Origin of the sequence: Pseudomonas moraviensis subsp. stanleyae (genome assembly GCF_036283065.1) — a bacterium.
GTDB classification, from domain to species: domain Bacteria; phylum Pseudomonadota; class Gammaproteobacteria; order Pseudomonadales; family Pseudomonadaceae; genus Aquipseudomonas; species Aquipseudomonas stanleyae.
In genome coordinates this window covers 239,737-258,824 of sequence record NZ_JAADJI010000011.1, presented here as the reverse complement: position 1 = coordinate 258,824, position 19,088 = coordinate 239,737, and the positions used below count along the sequence as shown (strand labels likewise).

Below are 19,088 nucleotides of genomic sequence, written 5' to 3'. Positions count from 1 at the left end.
GGCATCGTCATGGCCAAACCTGGATTTCGCCTCGCGCTGTTTGCCACCCTGCTGGCACTGATTGTGGTGCTGCTCGGCGCCTATACGCGCCTGACCCACGCAGGCCTCGGCTGCCCGGACTGGCCGGGCTGCTACGGGTTTATCAGCGTGCCGAAAAGCGAGGCGCAACTGGCCCATGCCGAACTGCATTTCCCCGACGCGCCAGTGGAGGCGCACAAGGGCTGGAACGAGATGATCCACCGCTACTTCGCCGGCACCCTCGGTTTGCTCATTTCAGTTTTGGCCGGGCGCGCCTGGGTCAATCGGCGCCATCCGGGCCAACCGGTAAAGCTGCCGCTGTTTCTGTTGGCGGTGGTCATCGCCCAGGCGGCGTTCGGCATGTGGACGGTGACGCTCAAGCTCTGGCCGCAAGTGGTCACCGGGCATTTGCTCGGCGGTTTCGCCACGTTGAGTCTGCTGTTTCTGTTGACGCTGAGGTTGTCCGGCGTGCTGCCAGCGCTGACCGTGCCCAAGCGCCTGCAATATTGGGCGACGGCGGGTCTGTTGCTGGTGATCGGCCAGATCGCGCTGGGCGGCTGGGTCAGCTCCAATTACGCAGCGGTGGCGTGCATCGACTTCCCCACCTGTCATGGCCAATGGCTGCCGCCGGCGGATTTCGCCAACGGTTTTCACCTGACCCAGCACATCGGTCCGAATTATCTCGGCGGCCAACTGGATAGCGACGCGCGCACGGCGATTCACCTGACCCACCGCATCGGCGCTTTGCTGGTGACTGTCGTGCTGCTGGGTCTGGCCTGGCAATTGAAGGTGGTCGGCATGACCCGGCTCGCCCGGTTGCTGCTGATCGCCCTCGCCGCGCAGATCACCCTCGGCATCAGCAACGTGCTGTTCCATCTGCCGCTGCCGGTGGCCGTCGCCCATAACGCCGGCGGTGCGGCGCTGTTGCTGACCCTGGTGCTGGTCAATTATCACGCGCGCACCAGTCTGCTGCGGGCGAGCCAACCGGTGCTGGCGCGCTGGCGCTTGAGTGCGCACAAACCTGCCGTCGCGCCCATCGCATTGAAAGGAGAAACGCCATGGCGAGTCTGATCGGCGAGCGTCCAGCGCAAGCGCTGTGGCGCGATTACCTGGAGATGACCAAACCGAAAGTCGTGGTGCTGATGCTGATCACCTCACTGGTCGGCATGTTCCTCGCCACCCGCGCGGGCGTACCGTGGACAGTGCTGGTGTTTGGCAATCTGGGCATTGCCTTGTGTGCCGGTGGTGCGGCGGCGGTCAATCATGTGGTCGATCGGCGTATCGATGCGGTAATGGCGCGCACGCACAAACGTCCGCTGGCCGAAGGCCGGGTCTCACCGGCGGCGGCGTTGACCTTCGCCTTGGTGCTGGCGCTGCTCGGCCAAGCGCTGCTGCTGACCTTCACCAATCAACTGACCGCGTGGCTGACCCTCGCCTCGCTGCTCGGTTACGCGGTGGTCTACACCGGTTTCCTCAAACGCGCTACGCCGCAGAACATCGTCATCGGCGGCCTCGCTGGCGCCGCGCCACCGCTGCTCGGCTGGACGGCCGCCACCGGCCATGTCAGCGCCGAACCGCTGTTGCTGGTGCTGATCATCTTCGCCTGGACCCCGCCGCATTTCTGGGCGCTGGCGATTCATCGCAAGGAGGAATACGCCAAGGCCGACATTCCGATGCTGCCGGTCACTCACGGCGAGCACTACACCAAAGTGCACATTCTGCTGTACACCTTTGCGTTGCTGGCAGTGAGCCTCTTGCCCTACGTGATTCACATGAGCGGCGTGCTGTATCTGGTCAGTGCGCTGGCGTTGGGCGCAAGGTTTCTGCAATGGGCCGTGGTGCTGTACCGTGGCACTCGGCCGCACGCGGCGATCAACACCTTCAAGTACTCTATTTATTACTTGTTCCTGTTGTTCATCGCCCTGCTCGTAGACCACTACTTACTGTTGAACCTATGACCCGAACCCAGAAAACCGTCTTCATCCTCGTCGCCGTGATCGCGTTGATCCTCGGGCTTACCGTCAACAAGGTGCTGAGCGGCAAAGGCCAGGGCGACCCCACGGCACTGATCGACGCCGGGATCATCCTGCTGCCGCAAAGTCGCAACCTGCCGGACGTGACCATGACCGATCAGGACGGCAAACCGGTGGCGATCGATGAGTTGAAAGGCAAGTGGAGTCTGTTGTTCTTCGGCTACACATTCTGCCCGGACATCTGCCCGACCACCCTGGCGCAACTGCGGCAGATCAAGAGTGAGTTGCCGAAAGAGGCTGTGGACAAGTTGCAGATCGTGCTGGTCAGCGTTGACCCGAACCGCGATACGCCCAAGCAGTTGAAGCAGTATCTGGGCTACTTTGATCCGCAGTTTGTTGGCTTGACCCCAACGTCGATCGAAGAGCTGCAGAAAGTGGCGAATGCGGTGAGTATTCCGTTCATTCCGGCCGATACCAGCAAACCGAACTACACCGTCGACCATAGCGGCAATCTTGCGGTGATCGGCCCGGATGGTACGCAGCGCGGGTTTATTCGGGCGCCGTTGAACAATGCCAAGCTGGTGGCACAACTCCCGGCGATGCTTGAGCGCAAGTGACAGCTTAAAAGCCAAGAGCCCCTCACCCTAGCCCTCTCCCAGAGGGAGAGGGGACTGATTGGGGGAAGGTGGGGAAATACGTCAACCTGTAAGCGCTGTGCTGAATCCATAATCGCCAAGATCGTTCAGATCGATGTGCTGTGCCGAATCCATAATCGACTGGATCTCTCAGGTCGATGTAGAACGCAAGACACCTCGGTCGGCACCCTCTCCCTCGGGAGAGGGCTGGGGTGAGGGGCGGATTCACAGCAGGTCCGAAGCCGAGCGCCAGGCACAAAAAAGGGGACGCTCTTGGCGCCCCCTTTTTCATTGCAGCAACCTTAATCAGAACGCCGGCAACACCGCACCTTTGTACTTCTCGGTAATGAACTGCTTCACTTCCGGGCTGTGCAGGGCTGCAGCCAGTTTCTTCATCGCGTCGCTGTCCTTGTTGTCCGGGCGGGACACAAGAATGTTCACGTATGGCGAGTCGTTGCCTTCGATCACCAGCGCATCCTTGGACGGATCGAGCTTGGCTTCCAGCGCGTAGTTGGTGTTGATCAGCGCCAGATCGACTTGGGTCAGCACGCGCGGAATGGTCGCGGCTTCCAGTTCACGGAATTTCAGGTCTTTCGGGTTCGTCGCGATGTCTTTGGTGGTCGACAGAATGTTGGTCGGGTCCTTCAGGGTGATCACGCCGGCCTTGGCCAGCAGCAACAGGGCCCGGCCGCCGTTGGTGGCGTCGTTCGGAATTACCACGTTGGCGCCGCCGGGCAGGTCCTTCAGATCCTTGAGCTTGCTCGAGTACGCGCCCAACGGCTCCAGGTGCACGCCGGTCACGGCGACCAGATCAGTGCCCTTGGCCTTGTTGAACTCATCCAGATACGGCTGGTGCTGGAAGAAGTTGGCGTCCAGGCGCTTTTCCGCAACCTGTACGTTCGGCTGAATGTAGTCGGTGAAGACCTTGACCTTCAGATCCACGCCTTCCTTGACCAGGGCCGGCTTGACGAATTCGAGGATTTCCGCGTGCGGCACCGGGGTGGCGGCGACCGTCAGGGTTTCGGCGTGGGCCGAAAACGCAGCGACGGCAGCGAAAGCAGCGATCAGTTTTTTCATTCAGCTAACTCCTTTTCGGGCGCCCGCCATCTTGGCCAGCGCCTCTCTAGATGATCGAAACCCGTTATTTGCGCGAGAAATGCACGACCAGACGATCGCCAACCATTTGCAGCACTTGCACCAGAATCAACAGCAGCACCACGGTGACGATCATCACGTCGGTCTGGAAACGCTGGTAGCCGAATCGGATCGCCAGGTCGCCCAGACCACCGGCGCCCACCACACCGGCCATCGCCGTGTAGGACACCAGTGTAATCGCTGTCACCGTAATCGCTGCGAAGATGCCCGGACGGGCTTCCGGCAGCAAGGCGTTCATGATGATCTGCCGCGTGGTCGCGCCCATCGACTGGGTCGCTTCGATGATGCCGCGATCGACTTCGCGCAGCGCAGTTTCCACCAGCCGCGCGAAGAACGGCGTAGCACCAACCACCAATGGCGGAATCGCCCCGGCCACCCCCAGCGAGGTGCCGGTGATCAGCACGGTGAACGGGATCATCACGATCAGCAGGATGATGAACGGCAGCGAACGCAAGATGTTCACCACCAACGACAGCACGGCGTAGAGGCCACGGTTTTCCAGCAACTGCCGCGGGCTGCAGAGAAACAGCAGCACGCCCAGCGGCAGGCCGAGCAGCACGGTGAACAGCAGCGAACCGCCGAGCATCAGCATGGTGTCGCCAGTCGCCAGCCAGATTTCGTACCAGTCGATATTGGCGAAGAAACTCATCAGGTCAGCCATTAGCGCAACACCTCCATGTGAACGTCAGCGGCGGTGAAGCGGGCAAACGCCGCTTCCATGTCACCGCCGGTGACAGCGAGGGTCAGTTGCCCGTACGGAATGTCTTTGATGCGGTCGATGCGACCGGCAAGGATGCTGTAGTCGACGCCGGTTTCCCGGGCGACGGTGCCGAGCAGCGGCGCATAGGTCGCTTCGCCCTGGAAGGTCAGACGCACGATGCGCCCAGGCACATGGGCGAAATCGTCGCGCTGTTCGCTCTCGTCGATCTGCTCGCTTTCCTGGACGAAACGCTTGGTGGTCGGGTGCTGCGGATGCAGGAACACATCGGCCACCGGACCCTGCTCGACGATCACGCCGGCGTCCATCACCGCGACCTGATCGCAGACGCGACGGATCACGTCCATCTCGTGGGTGATCAGAACGATGGTCAGTTTCAGTTCGCGATTGATCTCGGCCAGCAGTTGCAGGACCGACGCAGTGGTCTGCGGGTCGAGGGCGCTGGTGGCCTCGTCGCACAGCAGAATTTTCGGCTTGGTCGCCAGCGCGCGGGCGATGCCGACGCGTTGCTTCTGACCGCCGGACAATTGCGCCGGGTACTTTTTCGCATGGTCGGACAGACCGACACGCGCCAGCAACTCGGCCACGCGCTGGTTGATTTCACTGCTCGACAGCTCACCGGCCAGGGTCAGCGGCAAGGCCACATTGTCGGCCACGGTCTTGGAGGCGAGCAGGTTGAAGTGCTGGAAGATCATCCCGACCTGCTGGCGGAAACGGCGCAGGCCGTTGGCGTCCAGTGCGGTGACTTCTTCGCCGTCGACGATGATCTTGCCGCCACTGGAATCTTCCAGGCGATTGATCAGACGCAGCAGGGTACTTTTGCCCGCACCGGAATGGCCAATCAGGCCGAACACCTGGCCGTTCTCGATGGCGAGACTGGTCGGGTGCAGCGCGGGAATATCCTTACCGGCGACGCGGTAAGTCTTGTGGACGTTTTGAAACTCGATCACGTAGCGAACCTTGTGGGGCGCGTTGGAAAAGGATCAGCGGTTAGCCGGGCGCGCATTTTAGCCTGTCCGTATAGAGGTTCTTAGCATTTATTTCGCAATTATCCTTCGATTTGGCAATAACGCGATCAAAGGTCAGATAAACGGAACGGCTGAAACGCTCATCAGTCACTACTTAAGCGACTTGAAACCCTGGGTGCCGTGCCCGGGAATCACTCAAGGGTCTGCGGAAGGCATCCGGGGGCCAAACGAGGAGTTTACGTCTGATGAGCATCAAAAAGCCTGCACCTGATAAAAGCGAATTGGCCGGGACCGATACCCCGGATCGCGCCAACACCAACGCCAAGCTCGACAGCCTGGAAGAATTCCGTTCCGACGCCACCGGTCAGGCACTGCGCACCAACCAGGGTGTGAAGATCGCCGACAACCAGAACACCCTCAAAGCCGGGCCGCGCGGGCCATCGCTGCTGGAAGACTTCATCATGCGTGAAAAGATCACGCACTTTGACCATGAGCGGATTCCGGAGCGCATAGTCCATGCGCGCGGCACCGGGGCGCACGGTTTCTTTCAGACTTACGAGAACCATGCAGCGCTGACCAAGGCCGGCTTCCTACAGGATCCGGGCAAGAAAACCCCGGTGTTCGTGCGCTTTTCCACCGTGCAGGGGCCACGCGGTTCCGGCGACACCGTGCGTGACGTGCGTGGCTTTGCGGTGAAATTCTTTACCGACGAGGGCAACTTCGACCTGGTCGGCAACAACATGCCGGTGTTCTTCATTCAGGACGCGATCAAGTTTCCTGACTTCGTCCACGCGGTGAAACCCGAGCCGCACAACGAAATCCCCACCGGCGGCTCGGCTCACGACACCTTCTGGGATTTCGTTTCGCTGGTGCCGGAATCGGCGCACATGGTGATCTGGGCGATGTCCGACCGGGCGATCCCGAAAAGCCTGCGTAGCATGCAGGGCTTCGGCGTCCACACCTTCCGCCTGATCAACGCCGAAGGCAAATCGCGCTTCGTCAAATTCCACTGGCGCCCAACCGCCGGCACCTGCTCGCTGGTGTGGGACGAGGCGCAGAAGCTCGCCGGTAAAGACACCGACTACCACCGTCGCGACCTGTGGGAAGCGATCGAGATGGGCGACTACCCGGAATGGGAACTGGGCGTGCAGATCGTCGAAGAAGAGAACGAACACGACTTCGACTTCGACATCCTCGACCCGACCAAGATCATTCCCGAAGAAATCGTGCCGATCACCCCGCTGGGCAAAATGACCCTGAATCGCAACCCGGACAACTTCTTCGCGGAAACCGAGCAGGTTGCCTTCTGCCCAGGCCACATCGTGCCGGGCATCGACTTCTCCAACGATCCGCTGCTGCAAGGTCGGCTGTTTTCCTACACCGACACGCAGATCAGCCGACTCGGCGGGCCGAACTTTCATGAGCTGCCGATCAACCGTCCGGTCGCGCCGTTCCATAACGGCCAGCGCGACGCGCAGCACCGCACCACCATCGACAAGGGTCGCGCTTCCTACGAGCCGAACTCGATCGACGGCGGCTGGCCGAAAGAGACCCCGCCGGCGGCACAGGACGGTGGTTTCGAGAGCTATCCAGAGCGCATCGACGCGGCGAAGATCCGCCAGCGCAGCGAGTCGTTCAGCGATCACTTCTCCCAGGCGCGCCTGTTCTTCAACAGCATGAGCGACCATGAGAAAGAGCACATCATCGCTGCCTATAGCTTCGAGCTGGGCAAGGTCGAGCGTGAGTTCATCCGTGCCCGTGAGGTGAACGAGATCCTCGCCAATATCGACCTGACCCTGGCCAAACGCGTCGCGGAAAACCTCGGCCTGCCAGCGCCGACCCAAGGTACGGTCGAAGTACGCAAAACCTCGCTGGAGCAATCGCCAGCGCTCAGCCAGGCCAACCTGCTGCCGGGCAATATCAAGACGCGCAAAGTGGCGATCCTCGCGGCCAATGGCGTTGACGCTGCGGCCATCGATGCGATGAAAAAAGCACTGGAAGCCGAAGGCGCCCACGCAAAACTGCTCGGCCCGACTTCGGCGCCAGTGAAAGCCGCTGACGGCAAGGCATTGCCGGTGGATGCGTCGATGGAAGGCATGCCTTCAATTGCCTTCGACGCGGTATTCGTGCCGGGTGGCGCGGCGTCTATTACCGCATTGAGCGGTGACGGTGTGGCGCTGCATTACCTGCTCGAGGCGTACAAGCACCTGAAGGCGATCGCGCTGCACGGCGAGGCCAAGCAATTGCAGGACTTGTTGAAGCTGGATGCGGATGCGGGGTTGTTGCAGGGTGCGGATGTAGATGCGTTGACCAAGCCGTTCTTCGCCGCGATTGGCGAGCATCGGGTCTGGGCGCGGGAGCCTAAGGCCAAGGCGATTCCAGCTTAAGATCTTTATTGGCTGAGAGGACGCTTTCGCGAGCAGGCTCGCTCCCACAGGTACGCTGCTGCACCTGTGGGAGCGAGCCTGCTCGCGAAGCTTTTTAGGGTTTACGGGGACTCAAGACCATCTGCGCCGGCACTGTGCGCAAGATCTGCTTCTCGATCTGCAAATCAAATTCGGGGTCGAGCTTCTTGACTCGCTTGGTCAGCAAGGTCGCCAGCCAAGGATAATCCGCGGTACGCGGGGCCTGGATGCTGACAGCACATTCATAATTCACTACATCGGCGGCGATCGCATCGAGCTGCCGCTGCAGCTTGTGAATATCACCAATGTTCAGCGCAACCGTGGTGCTCTCGGCGGTCGGGTCGATGACCTTGGCTTTCGGCCGGGCCTCGGCAGCCAGCAGCGCGGCTTCTGCCTTTTCCAGCTCGGCCTTGCGCGCTTCGGTGATCGCGCCATTGACACCACCGGTCAGCGCGGGCGCTTTGGGCATCAAGGCGCGGGCACGGCTCAACGCAGTGGCGGCAGCGTTGACATCACCTTTCTGCAGGACGATCTGGCTGCGGCGCAGGTACGCCTCCGCCAACTGCCGCTGATACTGCTCGAGGGATTGATCGTTGGGGGTCTCGGCCTGCAACGCGGCCAACTGGTCTTCGGCGGTGGCCAGTTCGCTGCTGGCCAGGCTTTGCTCCAGCTGTGCGATGGCCGTAGCCCGCGCATCCGGGACTTCAGCCACCGGCGGCGTGCTTTGGCAGGCGCCCAGCAGCACTGAAAATGCGACAAGGAGCAGATAACGGGAGGCGAACGGCTTCATTCCTGCGACTCTCTAATTGCGCAAAAAGCGGCCAAGTCTACACCCCACGACGGGGCAGAACAAAACTCAACAGAAACAGCGCGGCTGCCGTCACCACGATCGACGGCCCCGCCGGGGTGTCCTTGAACCACGACAACGCCAGCCCGCCGCACACCGCGAGCATGCCCAGCAGGCTCGCGCCGAGGGCCATCTGCTCCGGCGAACGGGCGTGACGCTGCGCCGCAGCCGCCGGAATGATCAGCAGCGAAGTGATCAGCAACACGCCGACGATTTTCATCGCCACCGCGATCACCACCGCGATCAACAGCATCAGCGCCAAGCGTAAACCCGCCACCGGCAGGCCTTCGACCCGCGCCAGCTCTTCATGCACGGTGACCGCCAGCAGCGGCCGCCACAGCGTCACCAGCAACACCAGCACCGCCGCGGTGCCGCCAAGAATCCAGGCCAGGTCGCTCGGACTGATCGCCAGCAAGTCGCCGAACAGATAGGCCATCAGGTCGATCCGCACTTCATGCATGAAGCTTAGTACCACCAGGCCGAGAGAGAGCGTACTCGGCGCAAGAATTCCCAACAGCGTGTCGGAGGCCAAGGGCTGGCGCTGTTGCAGAGTCACCAGCAGCACCGCCAGCAGCAGACAACCGACCGTCACCGCCACCGTCGGGCTGACATCCAGCAAAAAGCCCAGGGCCACACCAAGCAATGCGGCGTGGGACAGTGTGTCGCCGAAATAGGCCATGCGCCGCCACACCACAAACGAACCGAGCGGCCCGGCCACCAGCGCCAGCGCCAGACCTGCAAGCAGGGCATACAAGAGAAAATCAGCCATGCTTGCAGCCGTCTCCATGAACATGAGGTTGCCCGCTCAGCGGGCCTTTGACCACCGAACCATGCAGGTCGTGGGCATGGTCGTGATGGTGGTGATAGATCGCCAGACTCGGCGCATTCTTGCCGAACAGCTCAACGAATGCCGGATCACCGCTGACCTGCTCGGGATGCCCGGAGCAGCAGACGTGGCGGTTGAGGCAGACCACCTGATCGGTGGTGCTCATCACCAGATGCAAATCGTGGGACACCATCAGCACGCCGCAACCGTGGCGGTCGCGCAGACGGGTGATCAGGCTGTACAGCTCGGCCTGCCCAGCCACGTCGACGCCCTGCACCGGTTCGTCGAGCACCAACAGCTCAGGCTCACGCAGCAGGGCCCGAGCCAGCAGCACGCGCTGCATTTCGCCGCCGGAAACGCTCTGCACCGGGCTGTCGATCACGTGTTCGGCGCCGACTTCCTTCAGCGCGGCCAAGGCGCGCGGACGATCGACGCCGGGCACCAGGCGCAGAAAGCGCAGCACTGAGAGCGGCAGCGTCGGATCGACGTGCAGCTTCTGCGGCATGTAGCCGACGCGCAGCTTCGGCTTGCGCCAGACGCTGCCGCTGTTCGGCTTCAACAGCCCAAGCACGGCGCGCACCAGGGTGGTCTTGCCGGCGCCGTTGGGGCCGATCAGGGTGACGATCTGGCCCGGCTCGACGCTCAGCTCGATGTTGTCCAGCACGGTCTGCCCGGCAAATGTGACGGCGACCTGCTCCAGACGGATCAGCGCGTTGCTCATCAGGCCCCCTGGCAACCGGCGCACAGGCCGACCACTTCGACCGTCTGCGCTTCGACGATGAAACCGACCTCTTTGGCGCTGCTGATGATCGCGTCACTGATCACTTTTTGCTCAAGTTCGATGGCGGCGTGGCACTCACGGCAGATCAAAAACTGGCCCTGATGCGCATGTTCCGGGTGCACGCAGCCGACAAAGGCGTTGAGCGAGGAGATGCGATGAACCAGGCCGTTTTCCAGGAGGAAATCCAATGCGCGGTACACCGTTGGCGGCGCGGCACGGCGGCCGTCCTGTTCGCTGAGCACGGCGAGGATGTCATAGGCACCCAGCGGCTTGTGGCTCTGCCAGACCAGTTCCAGCACCCGGCGGCGCAACGCGGTCAGACGCAAACCTTTCTGCGCGCACAAGGTATCGGCCTCGGACAGAGCGCTGTGCACGCAATGGGAGTGGTCGTGGGGACGGCTGGCAATCGGTGTAATAGGCATGAGCGGCGACGAGATTTGCTGGAGACGTTATTATGTTACCCGTTCTCGCTTCCCTGAGTGGTCATCGTGTCCCGACTTTTTTCTGTTTTTGTGGCTTTTACTGCCAGTTTTCTGCTGATCGGTACGGCGCAGGCCGAGGTCAAAGTGCTCACCAGCATCAAACCGTTGCAGCTGATTGCCGCTGCCGTGCAGGACGGCGTAGCGATTCCCGAAGTTTTACTGCCGCCGGGTGCGTCGCCGCACAATTACGCACTGCGCCCATCCGACGTACGGAAGGTGCAGTCGGTCGATCTGCTCTACTGGATCGGCCCGGACATGGAAGGTTTCCTGCCGCGGGTACTCGGCGGTCGCAGCCTGCCGAGCGTCGCAGTGCAGGATCTACCGGGCCTCAAGCTGCGGCATTTCGGCGCGGACAACCATTCCCATGCCGAAGAAGCCGACGAGCATGACCACGACCATCGCCCCGGCTCGCTGGACGCGCACTTATGGCTGTCACCGGACAACGCCCGGGTGATCGCCGACAAAATGGCCGCCGACCTCAGCGCCGCCGACCCGGCCAATGCCCAGCGTTATCAGAGCAATGCCAAAGCCTTCGATGAACGTCTGGATGCGCTCGATCAGCGCTTGAAGAAACGTCTGGCCAATGTTGAAGGCAAGCCGTACTTCGTCTTTCACGAGGCGTTTGATTATTTCGAAGATGCTTACGGCTTGAAGCACGCGGGCGTGTTCGCGGTGGCCGCCGAAGTACAGCCCGGCGCCCAGCATGTCGCGGCGATGCGCAAGCGTTTGCAGGAAGTAGGCAAGACTTGCGTATTCAGCGAGCCACCGTTGCGTCCGCGTCTGGCGGAAACGCTGGTGGCCGGTTTGCCGGTGAAACTGGCGGAACTGGATGCGTTGGGTGGTTATACGCCGGCGACGGCTCAGGGCTATGAGCAGGTGCTGGAAAAGCTCGGCAATGATCTGGCCGGGTGCCTGGAATCGCTGTAACAACACAAAACCTGTGGGAGCGAGCCTGCTCGCGAAAGCGGTGGGTCAGTCAGCAAAAATGCTGAACGGGCCGCCGCCTTCGCGAGCAGGCTCGCTCCCACAGGTTCGTGTTTGCTAGGCGAATCTACTTAGAGGGCAAAAGGCAACGGCGTACTGACCTTCTGCCGCTGTGCCAGGCGCTGCTCGAACTCCCGCGGATCATGAATCAACACGTCCTGCCCGGCGAACTGCTCGGCGGCGATCAAGCGTGACAGCCAGAACCGCACACAAGCGACGCGCAACATCGTCGGCCACAATTCAGCCTCGGCCGCCGTGAAGGGCCGAAGCGCCGCGTAGGCCCCGAGAAACGCTCGGGCCCGTGGGCCATCGATCACGCCCGCTTCATCCGAGCACCAGTCGTTCAACGCGATTGCCACGTCGTACAGCATCGGCCCCGAACAGGCGTTGTAGAAGTCGATCAACCCGGTCAGGTGAGTGCCTTCGAACATGGCGTTGTCGCGAAACAGATCGGCGTGGATGTTCGCCCGCGGCAGCGCGAGGATGCGGTCCTTCTGCGCAGTGATTTCATCGAGAGCCTTTTGCAGCAAGGCCTGCGGCTCATCACTCAAGTGGGACAGGAACTCGCCGCCCTCCTCCAGCATCCAGTCCAGACCGCGATCGGTCTTGCGCTTGATCATCCGCTCGCCCTGAGTCGCCAGGTGCAGATGCGCCTGCAACTCGCCGACCTGTACACAATGCTGGGCGTTGGCGACTTTGATGTGCTTGCCGGACAGGCGCGGTTGTAGCAGCGCCGGTTTGCCTTTTAGCTCACGCAACGCCACGCCGTCCGTGGTGCGCAGTGCGTAAGGCACCGGCAGATCGGCTTCGTGCAGCACGTCGAGCAGGTCGATGAAGAACGGCATCTCCTGCACCGGGCCGCGTTCGACCAGAGTCAGGACAAACTCGCCCTGCTCCAGGCTGATGAAGAAATTGGTGTTTTCGCTGCCGGCGGCGATCCCCTGGAAATCAAGCAGGCGGCCAAGCCCGTAAGGGGCGAGAAAGGTTTCCAGCTCGGGCCGAGCCAGGGGAGTGAACACAGACATGTCTTAACTGCCAGTACGGGCGCTGCAACCGCGGCGCCGGGTGAATTAAAAACCTACCATTCGAAGATCTTCCATGACGGAATCAGCATATCCGGCTGATCCGAGCGGATGAAATTGGCATCCGTACCGTCGGCGCGTACCAGAAAGTACGGCGGCGCGCCCTTCGGCGTGACTTTGATCGCATACAGGAAACCGTTCTGGCGGAACTCCTGAATGGTCTTGTCGCCCTCCGTGCGGATGGTGACCTCGGGGTCGCCGCCCGGCGCATCATCCGCCGCGATCGCGGCCAGTGGTGAGACAGCGATCAACCCGACCAGCAGCAAGCGATTTAACGTACGCATGATAACCTTGTCCCTTTGTCGTCAACGGTCCCGCTATTCTAGCCCCGGACCCGCCGAAAAGGTTGATCCTGCTCATGAGCCAAGCCCCCCTCGTCCTGGTGGACGGTTCGTCTTACCTGTACCGCGCCTTTCATGCACTGCCACCACTGACCACGTCCAAAGGCCTGCCGACCGGCGCGGTCAAAGGCGTACTGAACATGCTCAAGAGTCTGCGCAAGCAGTACCCGGACAGCCCCTTCGCCGTGGTGTTCGACGCCAAGGGCGGGACATTCCGCGATGAGATGTACGCCGAATACAAGGCCAACCGGCCGAGCATGCCCGATGACATGCGCGTGCAGATCGAGCCGCTGCACCAGAGCGTGATCGCCCTCGGCTTCCCGCTGCTGTGCGTGGACGGCGTCGAGGCCGACGATGTGATCGGCACCCTCGCCCGCAGCAGCGCGGCGGCGGATCGGCCGGTGATCATCTCCACCGGCGACAAGGACATGGCGCAACTGGTCGACGGCCACATTACCTTGGTCAACACCATGTCCGGTAGTTCGATGGATGTGGAAGGCGTGAAGGAGAAATTTGGCGTCGCACCGGAGCAGATCATCGATTATCTGGCGCTGATGGGCGATTCCTCCGACAACATTCCGGGCGTGCCAGGCATCGGCCCGAAAACCGCCTCCGGCCTGCTGGTCGGCGTCAACGGCGGCCTGAAAGAGCTGTACGAAAATCTGGATATCGTGCCGACCCTGCCGATTCGAGGGGCGAAAACCCTGGTGGCCAAGCTCGAAGAGCACAAGGAAATGGCTTTCCTTTCCTATCAACTGGCAACCATCAAGATCGACGTGCCGCTGGATATCGGCCTCGACGATCTGCAGATGGGTCAGGAAGATCCGGCCAAACTCTATGAGCTCTACACCCTGCTGGAATTCAAGAGCTGGCTCAATGATCTGGATCGCGACGCCAAGCGCCTGGAACTGAGCGCGACGGCCGAGCCTGCGCCCGTGCATGATCTGTTCAGCGCCCCACAAGCCGAGGCAGCCGCTGCCCCTGCCGAAGCGGTGTACGAAACCATCCTCGATCAGGCGCGCTTTGACGTCTGGCTGGAAAAACTGCGCAACGCCAGGCTGATCGCTTTCGACACCGAAACCACCGGCATCGACGCGCAGCAGGCGCAACTGGTCGGTCTGTCCTTCGCCGTGCAGGCCAACGAAGCCGCGTACATTCCGCTGACCCACTCCTACATCGGCGTGCCGGAGCAACTGGATCGCGACACCGTGCTACGTGCACTCAAGCCGATCCTGGAAGACCCGAACAAGCTCAAGGTCGGCCAGCACGCCAAGTTCGACATGAACATCCTGGCCAACTGCGCGATCGGCGGTGATCAGAGTGAAGGCATCAGCGTGCAAGGCATTGCCTTCGACACGATGCTTGAGTCCTACGTGCTCAACTCCACCGCGACCCGCCACGACATGGACAGCCTCGCGCAGAAGTACCTCGACCACACCACGGTGAGCTTTCAGGACATCGCCGGCAAAGGGGCCAAGCAACTGACCTTCGACCAGATCGCCCTGGAACAGGCCGGTCCATACGCCGCCGAAGACGCCGACATCACCCTGCGTCTGCATCAGACTTTGTTCGAGAAGCTCAGCGCGATTCCGAGCCTGGCCAGCGTGCTGACTGATATCGAAATTCCGCTGGTGCCGGTGCTGGCGCGCATCGAACGCCAGGGCGCGTTCGTCGATGCCGAACTGCTCGGCATCCAGAGCATCGAGCTGGGCAACAAAATGGTCGCGCTGGAGCGTGAGGCCTTCGAGATTGCCGGGGAGGAATTCAACCTTGGCTCGCCGAAGCAACTGGGGGTGATTCTCTATGAAAAGCTCGGCCTGCCGGTGCTGAAGAAAACCGCCAAGGGCCAGCCGTCCACCGCTGAAGAGGTGCTGGCGAAACTCGCCGAGGACGATCACCGCTTGCCGAAGGTGCTGATGGAGCACCGCTCGATGAGCAAGCTGAAAAGCACTTATACCGATCGCCTGCCGGAACAGATCAACCCGCGCACCGGGCGCATTCATACTTCGTATCATCAGGCCGTGGCCTCGACCGGTCGACTGTCTTCGAGTGATCCGAACCTGCAGAACATCCCGGTGCGTACCGCCGAAGGCCGGCGCATTCGTCAGGCGTTCGTCGCGCCGAAGGGCTACAAGCTGCTGGCGGCGGACTACTCGCAAATCGAACTGCGGATCATGGCGCACCTGTCCCGCGACGAAGGCCTGATGAACGCCTTCCGCAACAACCTCGACGTGCACACCGCGACCGCTGCCGAGGTATTCAAGGTCGAGCTTGAGCAAGTGACCTCGGACCAGCGCCGCAGCGCCAAGGCGATCAACTTCGGTCTGATCTACGGCATGGGCGCGCAGAAGCTCGGCAAGGACATCGGCGTCGACACCAAGACCGCCAAGGCTTACATCGACACTTACTTCGCGCGTTATCCAGGCGTTCGCGAATACATGGAGCGCACCCGCGCGCAGGCGGCGGATCAGGGTTACGTCGAAACGTTCTTCGGTCGTCGCCTGTACCTGCCGGAGATCAACTCGAACAAGCCGCAAGAACGCGCTGCTGCTGAGCGCACGGCAATCAACGCGCCGATGCAGGGCACGGCGGCGGACATCATCAAGAAAGCCATGGTGGCGGTGGATAACTGGCTGGCGACGTCGGGGCTGGATGCCCGGGTCATTCTGCAGGTGCACGATGAACTGGTGCTGGAGGTTCGCGAGGATCTGGTCGAGCAGGTCAGTGCCGAGATTCGTACGCACATGAGCGAAGCGGCAATACTGGATGTGCCGCTGCTGGTGGAAGTTGGCGTGGGCAATAACTGGGATGAGGCGCACTGAGTCATTTTCGGGCGGCATCGCCGCGACCTGCTGTCGCGGCGCGCCCGGTGAAACGGGCTTAGACCGATAAATGCTTGAGGCTATTCCAAAGCTTTTTGAAAAAAATCTGAACTAATCTGCGGGTCGCACACTCAGAGGTACTGAATGGCTGGTGAAGCCCTTCGATGCTCCTATGTTGTGTTAAGTGTTGGCAGATATCTGAACCCCGCCCTAGCGGTTCGGAACTTAGACCCCGGAATTCTCCCTCCCCACTGAATCCCGGGGCTTTTTTTGCCTCAAAACTGGCTTTGATGCCGTCATGCCGCGTTAAAAGCACCGCTAAAAATGCTCATTTAGGTCCCCTAAAGTCGAGCGCGACCCCGGCCGTTTTAGCGGTGCTTTTGCCTTGCCTGACAGCACCTCAGACAGTTTTGAACTTGTCTTACTCGCCGGCGGCCTCGGTGTTTTTGTCTGCCAGTTCCATCCAGTTGGCCAGTACGGTGTAGGCCTCTTCCAGGCCCATGCGTTTTGGCGCGGAAAACAGTTGGATGGTGATCGAGTCGCCCCAGCCTTTGCGGATTTCCGACTGCACTTTCAGCAGAGTGTTCTTGGCTGCGCCGTAGGTGAGCTTGTCGGCCTTGGTCAGCAGGATGTGCATCGGCATGCCAGCGGCGACGGCCCAGTCGAGCATCAGCAGGTCGAAGTCGGTCATCGGATGGCGGATGTCCATCATCAGAATCAGACCTTTCAGACTCTCCCGACCACCGAGGTAAGCCTCAAGGTGGCGCTGCCAGTGTTGCTTGAGCGGGATCGGTACTTTTGCATAACCGTAGCCCGGCAGGTCGACCAGACGGCGATCATCGTCTAGCTTGAAGAAGTTCAACAGCTGTGTGCGACCTGGAGTTTTCGAGGTGCGCGCCAGGCTGGCGTGGGTCAGGGTGTTCAGCGCGCTGGATTTGCCAGCGTTGGAACGACCGGCAAACGCCACTTCGAAGCCTTCGTCGTCAGGGCATTGATCGACTTTGGCGGCACTGAGCATGAATGTGGACTGTTGGCACAGGCCGAGGATGGGATTCTTGAGTTGCATGGGATTTCCGATGTGGGCGGCGCCGGGAATGGGCGCGGAACGCGGTGTCGCTTCCGTTTCAGTGACGCCAGTATATAATGCCGCAGATTTTGTGTGTGCTTTGTCCCAGCGAAGGATGAAGTTCACGAGAGCGCCAGACTTTGATTGCGCATTAGAACGCAGAACGCTCTCAACCCTGAAAAGGTCGTTTTATGACGAAATGGCTGCTGGCTGCCGGAGTCTTGATGCCGCTTTACAGCGCACAGGCTACACAGGATCCGGAAGCTGTGTACAACCGTGTTTGTGGTGCCTGTCATTCCGGCCAACTACCCATGGCGCCCGCAAGAGGCGATCAGGAAGCTTGGACGCCGAGGTTGGCGAAAGGTATGGGGACGCTGGTGCAACACGTGACCCAGGGTTTCAAGGCGATGCCGCCGCGTGGTTTGTGCATGGACTGCAGTGCCGAGGATTACCAGGCCATCATCCTGTGGATGAGCGAGAGTAAACCCGGTCCATAACTTAACCCTTAGCCGTAGTTGGATTAGCTGATGAACAAATTGATCGTGAGTCTGCTGTTGACCGTGGGAATTTCAGGCGTCGCCCATGCTGCCGGCGATGCCGCAGCAGGCCAGGCCAAAGCCGCCGTGTGCGGGGCCTGCCATGGCCCGGACGGCAACAGCATGGCGCCGAACTTTCCGAAACTGGCCGGTCAAGGTGAACGCTACCTCGACAAGCAATTGCACGACATCAAGTCGGGCAAGCGCGTGGTGCTGGAAATGACCGGGTTGCTGACCAACCTGAATGATCAGGATCTCGCTGACATTTCCGCTTACTTCGCCAGCCAGAAAGGCAGCGTTGGTGCCGCCGATCCGAAGATCGTCGCGCGCGGTGAAGCATTGTTCCGTGGCGGCAACCTGGAAAAAGGCCTGCCAGCCTGCACCGGTTGCCACTCTCCGAATGGCGCCGGCAACGCCGCTGCAGGCTTCCCGCATCTGGGTGGCCAGCACGCTCAATACATCGCCAAGCAACTGACCGATTTCCGCAAGGAAGTCGACGGTCGCGCCAATGACGGCGACGCGATGACCATGCGCACCATCGCGCGCAAGCTGAGCGACGAAGACATCGCTGCGGTTTCCAGCTACATCCAGGGCTTGCACTGAGACCCTGATTCGAGGGTTGCACGAGGCGCGTAACGCCTGCCACGTTAACGCTCGATTAATCCTTCGCAGCAAGTATAAAAAGGGTGGCTTTGGCCGCCCTTTTTTGTGGCCGCTGCCGTTACACTACAGCACTCATGCCCGCCAGGATCTGTGTCGAAACAGGTCGAGCGAGGCGACCCAAATTGTTCAGGAGTAAAGCATGCGTAATCTGATCATCAGCGCCGCCCTCGTCGCTGCCAGCCTGTTCGGCGTCACCGCCCAGGCCGCTGAAGCCCCTGCCGCCCCTTACGTCGAACTGGCCAACCCGGTCCCGGTTGCAGTGCCTGGCAAGATCGAAGTGGTCGAGCTGTTCTGGTACGGCTGCCCGCATTGCTACGCGTTTGAACCGGTGATCAATCCATGGGTGGAAAAACTGCCGTCCGACGTCAATTTCGTGCGCATTCCTGCCATGTTCGGCGGCCCATGGGACGCTCATGGCCAGATGTTCCTCACACTGGAAGCCATGGGTGTCGAGCATCAGGTGCACAACGCCGTGTTCAACGCCATTCAGAAAGAACACAAGAAGCTCACCGACAAGAACGACATGGCTGACTTCCTCGCCACTCAGGGCGTGGACAAGGACAAGTTCCTCGCCACTTTCGACTCGTTCGCCATCAAGGGTCAGATCGTCAAGGCCCGTGAGCTGGCCAAGAAGTACGAAATCACCGGCGTGCCAACCATGATCGTCAACGGTAAATACCGCTTCGACATCGGCTCTGCCGGTGGTGCCGAGCAAGCACTGAAACTGGCTGACGATCTGGTCGCCAAAGAGCGAGCGGCTAACAAGGCAGCTGCCAACTAAGCGCG

General features: G+C 61.1%; 19 protein-coding genes. 9 read left to right on the top strand and 10 right to left on the bottom strand.

Annotated features, from left to right (window positions below; genetic code table 11):
- Positions 1-9 precede the first annotated feature (9 nt).
- The 3 genes from GXB78_RS21235 to GXB78_RS21225 are packed head-to-tail and all read left to right on the top strand — an operon-like array spanning position 10 to position 2,608.
- Entirely contained in the window at positions 10-1,089 is a 1,080-nt protein-coding gene (locus tag GXB78_RS21235) for a COX15/CtaA family protein (RefSeq protein WP_329516848.1), read from the top strand.
- Positions 1,077-1,976 carry a heme o synthase gene (cyoE, locus tag GXB78_RS21230; protein ID WP_329516847.1) on the top strand — a complete coding sequence of 300 codons (900 nt, stop codon included), beginning with the start codon at positions 1,077-1,079 and terminating at the stop codon, positions 1,974-1,976. The genes GXB78_RS21235 and cyoE overlap by 13 nt, the downstream gene beginning before the upstream one ends.
- Complete coding sequence (locus GXB78_RS21225) at positions 1,973-2,608, top strand: SCO family protein (protein WP_329516846.1); 636 nt, start codon at positions 1,973-1,975, stop codon at positions 2,606-2,608. The genes cyoE and GXB78_RS21225 overlap by 4 nt, the downstream gene beginning before the upstream one ends.
- Positions 2,609-2,932: 324 nt before the next feature.
- Here the strand turns inward: GXB78_RS21225 and GXB78_RS21220 are convergent, their stop codons facing one another.
- The 3 genes from GXB78_RS21220 to GXB78_RS21210 form a co-directional block, all read right to left on the bottom strand.
- A complete protein-coding gene (locus GXB78_RS21220; protein WP_329516845.1) occupies positions 2,933-3,703 on the bottom strand; it encodes a MetQ/NlpA family ABC transporter substrate-binding protein in 771 nt (256 codons plus the stop codon).
- A gap of 64 nt (positions 3,704-3,767) precedes the next feature.
- The gene (locus GXB78_RS21215; protein WP_016772337.1) at positions 3,768-4,442 is read right to left on the bottom strand and encodes a methionine ABC transporter permease; all 675 of its coding nucleotides are present in this window, start codon (positions 4,440-4,442) and stop codon (positions 3,768-3,770) included.
- Positions 4,442-5,449 (bottom strand): methionine ABC transporter ATP-binding protein, encoded by a 1,008-nt coding sequence (locus tag GXB78_RS21210; protein WP_016772338.1) that lies wholly within the window; start codon positions 5,447-5,449, stop codon positions 4,442-4,444. Before GXB78_RS21210 ends, GXB78_RS21215 begins: the two co-directional genes overlap by 1 nt.
- 263 nt (positions 5,450-5,712) lie before the next feature.
- Here GXB78_RS21210 and katE point away from each other — a divergent pair, with 263 nt between their 5' ends.
- Complete coding sequence (gene katE, locus GXB78_RS21205; RefSeq protein WP_329516844.1) at positions 5,713-7,854, top strand: catalase HPII; 2,142 nt, start codon at positions 5,713-5,715, stop codon at positions 7,852-7,854.
- Positions 7,855-7,948: 94 nt separating this feature from the next.
- On the opposite strand, the gene GXB78_RS21200 is transcribed toward katE, so the two are convergent.
- The 4 genes from GXB78_RS21200 to GXB78_RS21185 are packed head-to-tail and all read right to left on the bottom strand — an operon-like array spanning position 7,949 to position 10,748.
- Positions 7,949-8,662, bottom strand: coding sequence for a PA5502 family lipoprotein (locus GXB78_RS21200; RefSeq protein WP_252875375.1), 714 nt, complete (start codon positions 8,660-8,662; stop codon positions 7,949-7,951).
- A 37-nt stretch (positions 8,663-8,699) separates the two neighbouring features.
- A complete protein-coding gene (gene znuB, locus GXB78_RS21195; protein WP_016772340.1) occupies positions 8,700-9,488 on the bottom strand; it encodes a zinc ABC transporter permease subunit ZnuB in 789 nt (262 codons plus the stop codon).
- Complete coding sequence (znuC, locus tag GXB78_RS21190; protein ID WP_039757132.1) at positions 9,481-10,266, bottom strand: zinc ABC transporter ATP-binding protein ZnuC; 786 nt, start codon at positions 10,264-10,266, stop codon at positions 9,481-9,483. The genes znuB and znuC overlap by 8 nt, the downstream gene beginning before the upstream one ends.
- Positions 10,266-10,748 carry a Fur family transcriptional regulator gene (locus tag GXB78_RS21185; protein WP_137214546.1) on the bottom strand — a complete coding sequence of 161 codons (483 nt, stop codon included), beginning with the start codon at positions 10,746-10,748 and terminating at the stop codon, positions 10,266-10,268. Before GXB78_RS21185 ends, znuC begins: the two co-directional genes overlap by 1 nt.
- Positions 10,749-10,814: 66 nt before the next feature.
- On the opposite strand from GXB78_RS21185, the gene GXB78_RS21180 reads away from it, so the two are divergent.
- Complete coding sequence (locus GXB78_RS21180; RefSeq protein WP_329516843.1) at positions 10,815-11,735, top strand: zinc ABC transporter substrate-binding protein; 921 nt, start codon at positions 10,815-10,817, stop codon at positions 11,733-11,735.
- A gap of 128 nt (positions 11,736-11,863) precedes the next feature.
- Here GXB78_RS21180 and GXB78_RS21175 read toward each other — a convergent pair whose 3' ends face one another.
- Positions 11,864-12,817, bottom strand: a complete 954-nt coding sequence (locus GXB78_RS21175; protein WP_329516842.1) for a homoserine kinase — start codon at positions 12,815-12,817, stop codon at positions 11,864-11,866.
- 53 nt (positions 12,818-12,870) lie between these two features.
- On the bottom strand, positions 12,871-13,158 hold the full coding sequence (locus GXB78_RS21170; protein ID WP_329516841.1) for a DUF2782 domain-containing protein: 288 nt from the start codon (positions 13,156-13,158) through the stop codon (positions 12,871-12,873).
- A gap of 74 nt (positions 13,159-13,232) precedes the next feature.
- On the opposite strand from GXB78_RS21170, the gene polA reads away from it, so the two are divergent.
- The gene (gene polA, locus GXB78_RS21165) at positions 13,233-16,037 is read left to right on the top strand and encodes a DNA polymerase I (protein WP_329516840.1); all 2,805 of its coding nucleotides are present in this window, start codon (positions 13,233-13,235) and stop codon (positions 16,035-16,037) included.
- Between the two features lie 421 nt (positions 16,038-16,458).
- Here polA and yihA read toward each other — a convergent pair whose 3' ends face one another.
- Positions 16,459-17,103 carry a ribosome biogenesis GTP-binding protein YihA/YsxC gene (gene yihA, locus GXB78_RS21160; protein ID WP_329516839.1) on the bottom strand — a complete coding sequence of 215 codons (645 nt, stop codon included), beginning with the start codon at positions 17,101-17,103 and terminating at the stop codon, positions 16,459-16,461.
- A 191-nt stretch (positions 17,104-17,294) separates the two neighbouring features.
- Here yihA and GXB78_RS21155 point away from each other — a divergent pair, with 191 nt between their 5' ends.
- The 3 genes from GXB78_RS21155 to GXB78_RS21145 all read left to right on the top strand — a co-directional run bounded on the left by GXB78_RS21155 (position 17,295) and on the right by GXB78_RS21145 (position 19,083).
- A complete protein-coding gene (locus tag GXB78_RS21155) occupies positions 17,295-17,600 on the top strand; it encodes a c-type cytochrome (RefSeq protein WP_016772347.1) in 306 nt (101 codons plus the stop codon).
- 30 nt (positions 17,601-17,630) lie between these two features.
- Complete coding sequence (locus GXB78_RS21150; RefSeq protein WP_042608292.1) at positions 17,631-18,242, top strand: c-type cytochrome; 612 nt, start codon at positions 17,631-17,633, stop codon at positions 18,240-18,242.
- A 199-nt stretch (positions 18,243-18,441) separates the two neighbouring features.
- Positions 18,442-19,083 (top strand): thiol:disulfide interchange protein DsbA/DsbL, encoded by a 642-nt coding sequence (locus tag GXB78_RS21145; protein WP_130910428.1) that lies wholly within the window; start codon positions 18,442-18,444, stop codon positions 19,081-19,083.
- Positions 19,084-19,088 lie beyond the last annotated feature (5 nt).

Coding starts and splice junctions, on each gene's coding strand:
- GXB78_RS21145 (WP_130910428.1), top strand. CDS start 18,442: ATGCGTAATCTGATCATCAGCGCCGCCCTCGTCGCTGCCAGCCTGTTC.
- GXB78_RS21155 (WP_016772347.1), top strand. CDS start 17,295: ATGACGAAATGGCTGCTGGCTGCCGGAGTCTTGATGCCGCTTTACAGC.
- GXB78_RS21225 (WP_329516846.1), top strand. CDS start 1,973: ATGACCCGAACCCAGAAAACCGTCTTCATCCTCGTCGCCGTGATCGCG.
- GXB78_RS21170 (WP_329516841.1), bottom strand. CDS start 13,158: ATGCGTACGTTAAATCGCTTGCTGCTGGTCGGGTTGATCGCTGTCTCA.
- katE (WP_329516844.1), top strand. CDS start 5,713: ATGAGCATCAAAAAGCCTGCACCTGATAAAAGCGAATTGGCCGGGACC.
- yihA (WP_329516839.1), bottom strand. CDS start 17,103: ATGCAACTCAAGAATCCCATCCTCGGCCTGTGCCAACAGTCCACATTC.
- polA (WP_329516840.1), top strand. CDS start 13,233: ATGAGCCAAGCCCCCCTCGTCCTGGTGGACGGTTCGTCTTACCTGTAC.
- GXB78_RS21185 (WP_137214546.1), bottom strand. CDS start 10,748: ATGCCTATTACACCGATTGCCAGCCGTCCCCACGACCACTCCCATTGC.
- GXB78_RS21235 (WP_329516848.1), top strand. CDS start 10: ATGGCCAAACCTGGATTTCGCCTCGCGCTGTTTGCCACCCTGCTGGCA.
- cyoE (WP_329516847.1), top strand. CDS start 1,077: ATGGCGAGTCTGATCGGCGAGCGTCCAGCGCAAGCGCTGTGGCGCGAT.
- GXB78_RS21200 (WP_252875375.1), bottom strand. CDS start 8,662: ATGAAGCCGTTCGCCTCCCGTTATCTGCTCCTTGTCGCATTTTCAGTG.
- GXB78_RS21150 (WP_042608292.1), top strand. CDS start 17,631: ATGAACAAATTGATCGTGAGTCTGCTGTTGACCGTGGGAATTTCAGGC.
- GXB78_RS21175 (WP_329516842.1), bottom strand. CDS start 12,817: ATGTCTGTGTTCACTCCCCTGGCTCGGCCCGAGCTGGAAACCTTTCTC.
- znuC (WP_039757132.1), bottom strand. CDS start 10,266: ATGAGCAACGCGCTGATCCGTCTGGAGCAGGTCGCCGTCACATTTGCC.
- GXB78_RS21220 (WP_329516845.1), bottom strand. CDS start 3,703: ATGAAAAAACTGATCGCTGCTTTCGCTGCCGTCGCTGCGTTTTCGGCC.
- GXB78_RS21215 (WP_016772337.1), bottom strand. CDS start 4,442: ATGGCTGACCTGATGAGTTTCTTCGCCAATATCGACTGGTACGAAATC.
- znuB (WP_016772340.1), bottom strand. CDS start 9,488: ATGGCTGATTTTCTCTTGTATGCCCTGCTTGCAGGTCTGGCGCTGGCG.